Raw genomic sequence first — 7,869 nt, forward strand, 5'->3', positions numbered from 1 at the left:
TGCTTGTTGGATTTCCGAGAACTCATTGCGCGCGGCGGCGGGTCTTCATGTCGAGCCAGACCGCGAGAATGACGATGATGCCTGTCACCAGCGGCTGCCAGTTGGCGCTGACCGACAAGAGGTTCATGCCGTTCAGCACCAGCGTCAGGATCAGCGCGCCGATGAAGGTGCCGAACACGGTGCCGACGCCGCCGAACAGCGAGGTGCCGCCGATCAGCACGGCCGCGATCGCCGGCAGCGTCAGGCTTTCGCCGATGTCGGCTTCCGCCGAATTGAGGCGCGACAGAAAGATGATCGAGGCGAGCCCCGCCATGGTGCCGGAGACGGCGTAGACCAGCAGCAGGCGGCGCGCGACGGGGATGCCGGAGAGACGCGCCGCGACCGGATTGGCGCCGATCGCATAGATCTCCTGGCCCCAGATCGTCCGTTGCGCGAACAGCGTTCCGATGCCGAGGAACACCAGCAGCAGATAGACCGGGATCGGCAGACCGAACAGATAGCCGCTGCCGATTTGGCGGAAGCCTGCCGGGAAGCCGTGCAGGGTCTCGCCCGCCATGTACCAATAGGTGAGGCCGTTCAGCACCCACAGCATGCCGTAGGTGGCGATGAAGGAGGGGATGCGCAGCGCCGTGACCATGATGCCGTTGAGCAGGCCGACGATGCCGCCGCAGGCAAGCCCGGTGAGGATGCCGAGCGCCGGCGAGCCGGTCTTGTGGATCACGGTGCCGGCGATGCAGGCGGACAGCGCGACATTGGCGCCGACGGAGAGATCGAGGCCCGCCGTGAGCACCACCAGCGTCAGGCCGGAGGCGATGAAGAAGGTCAGGCTGGCCTGCCGGAGCACATTGAGGATGTTGCCGAGGCTGAGGAAGGAGTCGCTCAACACCGCCAGCACTGCACAGATCAGCAGCGCTGCGAGCAGGCGATAGAACACCTGGATCGCATCCTGCGACAGGAACGAGCGGGGCGGCGCGATGACTTCTTTGGTGATGTCGGTCATGCACGGCTCCTGAGGCCGTCGAGGAACAGGGCGACGATGACGAGGACGCCGACGCTTGCGACCTGCACCGAGGACGGCAGCGAGATCAGGTTCAGCCCGTTGCGCAGCACGCCGACTGAGACAACGCCGAGCAGCGTGCCGAGCAGCCAGCCATTGCCGCGTTCGAACGAGGTGCCGCCGACGGCAACGGCCGCGATGGCATCGAATTCGAGGCCAAGACCCGCCGTCGGGTGGCCGGAATTCATCCGCGCGGTCATCAACAGTCCGGCGATGCCGGCCATGGCGCCGCCGATCGCATAGACCGCGATCAGCAGCCGGTTCGGCGACAGGCCGGCATAGCGCAGCGCCTCGCGGTTGCCGCCGAGTGCGAAGATGTAGGTGCCGAAGCGGGTGTGATAGAGCAGGCCGTGGAAGGCCGCGTAGGTCACGAGCGCCATCACGATCGGCACGGGAATGCCGAGCAGCGTCGCCGAATAGATGTCGCGCACGCTGTGGGGGATGCCGACCACGCTCTGGCCGTCGCTGACGATCAGCGACAGGCCCTGCGCCATGCCGAGCGTGCCAAGCGTCGCGACGAAGGGCGGAATGCCAAGGATCGCGACCAGCCAGCCGTTGGCGACGCCGAAAGCCGCGCCGACCAGCAGGCCGGCGCCAAGGCCCAGCAGCATCGACTTGGTCGCGAGCGAGACGATGGCGACGCAGAGCGAGGTCAGCGTCAGCACCGCGCCCATCGACAGGTCCAGCCCCTCGGTCATGATGATCAAGGTCATCGGCAGCGCCAGCATGGTCAGGATGGTCGACTGCACCAGCACGTTGGAGAGATTGGCGACCGACAGGAAGCCGGGCGCGATCGCGCTGAACAGCGCGATCAGCAGCACCAGCACGATGGCAACGCCGGGAATCCGCTGCAGCGGATTGGGCTCTGCGACGACCGCGGCTTCACGCATGATGCATCCCCAGTCGCACGATGTTCTCCTCGGTCAGTTCGTTACGGGTCAGGTGCCCGGCGATGCGCCCCTCGCGCATCACATAGGCGCGGTCGCAGACATGGCAGATCTCGACCTGTTCGGACGAGATCATCAGGGCAGCCGCGCCTTCCGCGACGAGCCGGTCGATCAGTGCAAAAATCTCGGACTTCGCGCCGATGTCGATGCCCCGCGTCGGCTCGTCGAAGATGAAGAGCTTCGAGCCGGCCGCCAGCCACTTGCCGATCACGACCTTCTGCTGGTTGCCGCCCGAGAGCAGGCCGACGGTCTGCCGCGCGCTCGGCGTTGCGATGCGCAGCTGCCGGATCAGACCGTCGGAGGTTCGCTGCGCACTGCGCTGGTCGAACAGGCCGCTCGGAAAGAGCTTCTTCAGCGCGGACACCACGAGATTGTCGCCGACCGACCGGAGCAGCGCGAGGCCTTCGCTCTTGCGGCTCTCCGGGATCAGCGCGATGCCGCGGCGGGCGGCAAGATCAGGCTCACCGGAGATGGTCTTGCCGTCGAAGACGATCTCGCCCGACGTCACGGGATCTGCCCCGAAAATCGCGCGCGCGACCTCGCTGCGGCCGGAGCCGACCAGGCCGCACAGGCCGACGATCTCGCCGCGGCGCACCTCTATGTTGATGTCGGAGATGCCGGTCGCCGCGGTCAGGCCCTTGACCTCGAGCAGCAGCTCGCCGGGCTTGTCGGCAAAGTTACGCGGGTAGGTCATGTCGACGTTGCGGCCGACCATCATGCGAACGAGCTGGTCCGGCGAGACGTCGGCGGGCCGGACGCCGTCGATGCGGCGGCCGTCGCGCAGCACCGTGATGCGGTCGCCGAGCGCGAACACCTCGGCCATGCGATGGGAGATATAGACGATGGAGACGCCGTCGGCCTTCAACCGCGCGATCAGCGCGAACAACAGCTCGGTCTCGCGGTCGGACAGCGCCGCGGTCGGCTCATCCATCACCAGGATGCGGGCATTCTGGCTGATCGCCTTGGCGATCTCGACCATCTGCTGCTGTGCGACGCCGAGCTTGTCGACGATGGTGGAGGGATCGACGTCGAAGCCGATCGTATCGAGCACGCGCTTTGCGTCCGCCAGTATCCTGCGGCGGTCGATGGTGCCGGGGATGCGGCCCTTCGGCTCGCGCCCGAGGAAGATGTTTTGCGCGATGTCGAGGTAGGGGACGAGCGAGAATTCCTGGAAGATCACGGCAATGCCGAGCTTCTGCGCATCGGCGGTCGAGGAGATCGCGACCTTCTTGCCCTCATGGTAGAACTCGCCAGCATCGGCGCGGTAGGCACCGCACAGCACCTTCATGAGGCTCGACTTGCCGGCGCCGTTCTCGCCCAGCAGCATGTGGACTTCGCCGGGGTAGACGGCAAAGGACACGTCATCCAGCGCCTTGACGCCGGGAAACTCCTTGCTGATGCCTCGCAGCTCCAGCAGCGGGACAGGCGAGGTGACTTCGATCGGGAGCGCGTCGCTCATGCTTTGGCTCCGCTCGCAAAGATCTTTCCAGGGTTCATCAGCCCATTCGGATCGAGCGCGGTCTTGATCTGCCGCATCACATCGACGGCTTCGCCGAGCTCGTCGGCCAGATAGTCGATCTTGCCGAGCCCGATACCGTGCTCGCCGGTGCAAGTGCCGTCCATGGCGATGGCGCGGGCGACCATGCGGGCCTGCAGCGCCTTGGCGCCTTCGGCCTCCTCGGGTTTGGCCGGGTCGATCAGGATCAGCATGTGGAAATTGCCGTCGCCGACATGGCCGACGATCGGCGCGGTGAAACCGTGCTCATCCGCATCGCGCCTTGTCCCGGTCAGGCATTCCGCCAGCCGCGAGATCGGCACGCAGACGTCAGTAATCACCGCGCGTGCGCCGGGACGCAGGCCAAGGCCGGCATAGAGCGTGTTGTCGCGGGCATGCCAGAGCCGGCTGCGGTCTTCCTGTGCCTTCGCCCAGGCAAAGCCATGGCCGCCTTGGTCGGCGGCGATCGCCTGCGCGGCCTCGGCCTGCTCGGCGACCGAGGCTTCCGAGCCGTGGAATTCGAGGAACAGGGTGGGCGCCTCGCGGTAGCCGAGCTTCGCGTAGGTATTGATGCCGCGTATCATGACGTCGTCGAGCAGCTCGATGCGTGCGACGGGGATCGCGGACTGGATCACGGAGATCGCGGTATCGACGGCATCGTGCAGGGTGTCGAAGCTGCACACCGCAGCCGAGATCGCCTGCGGCACGGGGTGCACCTTCAACGTGATCTCGGTGATCACGCCGAGCGTCCCTTCGGCACCGACGAACATGCGCGTCAGGTCGTAGCCGGCGGCCGACTTCCGCGCGCGCTTCGCGGTCCGGATCACGCGGCCGTCGGCCAGCACGACCTCGAGCGCCATGACGTTGTCCTTCATGGTGCCGTAGCGCACCGCCATGGTGCCGGAGGCGCGGGTGGAGGTCATGCCGCCGATCGAGGCATCGGCGCCGGGATCGATCGGGAAGAACAGGCCGGTATTGCGCAGTTCGGCATTGAGCTGCTTGCGGGTGATGCCGGGCTGCACCACGACGTCCATGTCGCTGTCGTGCACCGCCAGCACCTTGTTCATGCGCGCGAAGTCGAAGCAGACGCCGCCTGCGACGGCTGCCGCGTTGCCTTCGAGTGAGGTCCCGGCGCCGAACGGAACGATCGGCATGCCCGCGCTCGCGCACAGCTTCACGATCTCGGCGACCTCTTGCGTCGTTTCCGGGAAGACAACGATGTCAGGCGGCAAATTGCGATAATGCGACTCGCTCTGCCCATGCTGATCGAGCACGCCGCGCGCAACGCTCGCGCGCGGGCCGATCATGCCGGTGAGGCGATCGGCCAATATGCTCGTGGTGACCCGCGGTCCCATCCTTGCTCCCTGTTCGCTCCGATCCACGGACTCTTGCCGGTCCGCTGAGTTGTCGTTCGGCTTAGGCGGCTCTTGCGCTGCTCGCAACCTGCTTCAAACCGAAATCATAGTTCAGATGAAAATAGTCGCTGTCCACCATGCGACCATCCGGCGCACGACCGGCCGGCTGACGGACGAATTCGCGGATCAGGCTGTCCTTGACGCCGAACACCACGTCGCTGTCGAGATATTCGTCACCGGCGACGAACACATGCGTCACCAGCTGCTCGAAGCCCGGCGCAGAGATCATGAAATGCACATGTGCAGGACGCCAGGGATGGCGTCCCTGGGCCTCCAGCATGTCGCCAACCGGGCCGTCATGCGGAATGGGATAGGCGGCCGGCTTGATCGACCAGAAATGGAAGCGGCCGTTGCCGTCGGTATGGAAGCGCGCGCGCATGGCGAGATCCCCGATATCGTCGAGCTGCTGCACGTCGTAATAGCCGTCATCGTCGGAGTGCCAGACGTCGACGACTGCGCCCGCGAGCGGCTTGCCATCGACGGTCGAGACCGAGCCGGTGACCAGCATCGGATCGCCTTCCATCGGGCCGGAGATATCGGCACCGCTGTCCTTCTCCGGCGCGGCCTGGACGAAGAAGGGGCCGAGCACCGTGGTCTCGGTCGCGCCTTCCGGCACAGGATGGTTGATGGCGTCGACCAGCATGGAGACGCCCAGCGTATCCGACAGCAGGATGAACTCCTGGCGCTTGTCGTCGCACATGTGGCCGGTGCGGGTCAGGAAGTCGATGCCGTATTCCCACTCCTTCTGGGTGGGCCGCACCTCGCGGACGAAGGCGTGAAGGTGCCGCACCAGCGCCTCGCTGACCTCTTTGATGCGTGGGTCGGTTGCGCCTGTGATCCGCTCCAGCACCGCGTCCGTGATCGTGTTCTCGTTGAAGTTACGCATGACCATCTCCGTTGATCACAGTTTCGGTTCGCCGAGGCCGGACAGCCGCTCGAGATGCCTGACGGTCGCGATGAAGTCGGTGTCGCCGTCGCCCTGTGCGACCAGCGAGCCGTAGGTCTCGCGCACTTGAGCTGCGAGCTGAAGCGGCACGCCGACGGCGTGGCCGGCGCCAAGGATCAAATCGAGATCCTTGGCCATCTGCTTGCAGGAGAAGGTGGATTCGAAATCGCGCGTGCGAAGCGGCGCAGTCTTGTACTTGACCATGGGGGAAGCGACCGCGCTGTCGTCGAGCACCTTCAAGATATCCTGCCAGGCGATGCCGCCCTTGCGCGCCAGCGCCAGGCTCTCCGCCATCATCGCCGCCGATACCGCGATCATCAGATTGACCGAGAGCTTTGCGTAACGCGCTTCCTCGGCGGGCCCGAGATAGGTCTGGGCGCGGGTGAAGGCTGCGAACAGCGGCTTTGCGTTCTCGAAGGCGTCCTTCGGACCCGAGACGAAGCAGGTCAGGGCGCCGGTGTGAACGATGCTGGCGTTGCCGGAGACCGGCGCACGCAGATAGGCGATGCCGCGTGCCCGCGCTGCGGCCGCAACTTCAGTGGAGGCCTCGACGCTCACGGTGCTGGTCTCGATCAAAACGGATCCCGCAGCCATCGCCGCAATCAGGCCGGTAGGGCCGAGCAGCGCGCCGCGCAAGGCGGCGTCGTCGGGCAGAGACGTGATCACTGCCGCCTTGCCGCTCACGGCTTCGGCCGTCGAAGCAGCAATCGAGATGCTCTGCGCGCGAGCCTCATCGAGCCGCGCCGCGCTCTGGTCGAACGCCGTAACCGCATAGCCGGCCCTGGTAACGAGCACTGACATCGGGAGGCCCATCTTGCCAATTCCGATGAACGCGACTTTTTTTGAGGTGTCAGTCATTGTTGTTGTCCATTGGCGCCTTCAGGCGGCGCGTCCCTGTCGTTCGATGTCCTCAACGAGCCGCCGGCCGGATTGCGCCAGCAGCTCTTTCTTCGCGTCCAGCGCCTCGACCAGCAGCCGGCCATTCTGCTTCTTCCAGGCGCCGCCGATCATGACGGCTTCGATATTGGCGAGACTCGTCTGCATCACCACGGTCGCGACGGGATCGTGCACCGGATAAAGATTGAGATCGGAGGCGTTGATGATGACGAGGTCGGCAAGCTTGCCCGGTGTCAGCGAGCCGATCTGGTGTTCGCGGCCGAGCATGCGGGCGCCTTCCGTCGTGATCCAGCGCAGCGCCTCGCGGACGGGAATCGTGGTCGTTGCCGGAATGGTGCCGCTCGCTTTGTGCGACGCCGCATTGTCGAGCGCCCGCTGCATCGACAGTGCGACGCGCGCGACGGAAAGCAGGTCGCCGGCCAGCACGGATTCGAGGTCAATGCCGATGGTCGGCCGCACGCCGCGCTTCAGGAGCCGCCCGGTGATCGGAAGACCGTGGCCCTGGATCATTTCGTTCTCGGGCGTCACCGAGAACGACACGCCGAGATCGACCATCCGATCCAGCAGATCGTCGGGCAGATCATTGCCATGGACGATGTTGACGCCCGCGCCGACGAGGCCGGCCTCGATCAGCTTCTCCCAGCCGCCGGGCGTGTTGGCCGGTCCGCCGCCCTGATGCATCGAGGCGATCAGCTTCAGCTCCCGCGCCAGGCGGAAATCGTGCATGGCGACGTCGAGCGTCGAGTAGTGCGGACCGAGAATGGCTAGTACCCGGAATCAGAGCTGAGTGATACGGCGGCCTTTGAAACGGCGTTGACGGACCTTTTTCTTGGTCCAGACGAAGGGCTCGGCTCTGTCGTTGTATGCGTTGACGTAGGCATCGATGTGTTCCTGAAGCTGCTTGAGGCTCGTGAAGGAGGTGCCGCTGAGCGACTGCCCCTGCAAGATGGAAAACCATACTTCGACCTGATTGAGCCATGACGCACTTGTCGGCGTGAAATGAAATTGCACGTTGGGGTGGGCCTTGAGCCAGTCCTCGTTCTTTTTATGGGTGTTGAGGTTGTCGAGGATGACGTGAAGCTTGCGGTTCGGAAAAGTCGCGGTGACGCTGT

The 7,869-nt window shown here is 65.3% G+C and carries 7 protein-coding genes and 1 pseudogene; all 8 read right to left on the minus strand.

Going from position 1 to position 7,869, the window contains the following annotated elements; all coding sequences use genetic code 11:
- Nucleotides 1-22 precede the first annotated feature (22 nt).
- The gene (locus IQ16_RS12685; RefSeq protein ID WP_018641327.1) at nt 23-1,000 is read right to left on the minus strand and encodes an ABC transporter permease; all 978 of its coding nucleotides are present in this window, start codon (nt 998-1,000) and stop codon (nt 23-25) included.
- The gene (locus IQ16_RS12690) at nt 997-1,947 is read right to left on the minus strand and encodes an ABC transporter permease (protein WP_018641326.1); all 951 of its coding nucleotides are present in this window, start codon (nt 1,945-1,947) and stop codon (nt 997-999) included. The genes IQ16_RS12685 and IQ16_RS12690 overlap by 4 nt, the downstream gene beginning before the upstream one ends.
- The gene (locus IQ16_RS12695; protein WP_018641325.1) at nt 1,940-3,463 is read right to left on the minus strand and encodes a sugar ABC transporter ATP-binding protein; all 1,524 of its coding nucleotides are present in this window, start codon (nt 3,461-3,463) and stop codon (nt 1,940-1,942) included. Before IQ16_RS12695 ends, IQ16_RS12690 begins: the two co-directional genes overlap by 8 nt.
- Nucleotides 3,460-4,854 (minus strand): FAD-linked oxidase C-terminal domain-containing protein, encoded by a 1,395-nt coding sequence (locus IQ16_RS12700; protein WP_018641324.1) that lies wholly within the window; start codon nt 4,852-4,854, stop codon nt 3,460-3,462. Before IQ16_RS12700 ends, IQ16_RS12695 begins: the two co-directional genes overlap by 4 nt.
- A 61-nt stretch (nt 4,855-4,915) precedes the next feature.
- A complete protein-coding gene (locus IQ16_RS12705; RefSeq protein WP_026311741.1) occupies nt 4,916-5,800 on the minus strand; it encodes an intradiol ring-cleavage dioxygenase in 885 nt (294 codons plus the stop codon).
- 15 nt (nt 5,801-5,815) lie between these two features.
- A complete protein-coding gene (locus tag IQ16_RS12710) occupies nt 5,816-6,718 on the minus strand; it encodes an NAD(P)-dependent oxidoreductase (RefSeq protein ID WP_018641322.1) in 903 nt (300 codons plus the stop codon).
- Nucleotides 6,719-6,739: 21 nt separating this feature from the next.
- Nucleotides 6,740-7,525: pseudogene (locus tag IQ16_RS12715) on the minus strand (amidohydrolase family protein); the annotation flags it as partial.
- Between the two features lie 9 nt (nt 7,526-7,534).
- On the minus strand, nt 7,535-7,869 hold a 335-nt coding region (locus IQ16_RS12720; RefSeq protein ID WP_208751634.1), incomplete at its 5' end, for a transposase.

Origin of the sequence: Bradyrhizobium huanghuaihaiense, assembly GCF_007830635.1 — a bacterium.
Lineage (GTDB): Bacteria > Pseudomonadota > Alphaproteobacteria > Rhizobiales > Xanthobacteraceae > Bradyrhizobium > Bradyrhizobium huanghuaihaiense.

What these genes read in the sequence shown, in the direction of transcription:
- IQ16_RS12685 (WP_018641327.1), bottom strand. Translation starts at nt 1,000, where the DNA reads ATGACCGACATCACCAAAGAAGTCATCGCGCCGCCCCGCTCGTTCCTG.
- IQ16_RS12690 (WP_018641326.1), bottom strand. Translation starts at nt 1,947, where the DNA reads ATGCGTGAAGCCGCGGTCGTCGCAGAGCCCAATCCGCTGCAGCGGATT.
- IQ16_RS12695 (WP_018641325.1), bottom strand. Translation starts at nt 3,463, where the DNA reads ATGAGCGACGCGCTCCCGATCGAAGTCACCTCGCCTGTCCCGCTGCTG.
- IQ16_RS12700 (WP_018641324.1), bottom strand. Translation starts at nt 4,854, where the DNA reads ATGGGACCGCGGGTCACCACGAGCATATTGGCCGATCGCCTCACCGGC.
- IQ16_RS12705 (WP_026311741.1), bottom strand. Translation starts at nt 5,800, where the DNA reads ATGCGTAACTTCAACGAGAACACGATCACGGACGCGGTGCTGGAGCGG.
- IQ16_RS12710 (WP_018641322.1), bottom strand. Translation starts at nt 6,718, where the DNA reads ATGACTGACACCTCAAAAAAAGTCGCGTTCATCGGAATTGGCAAGATG.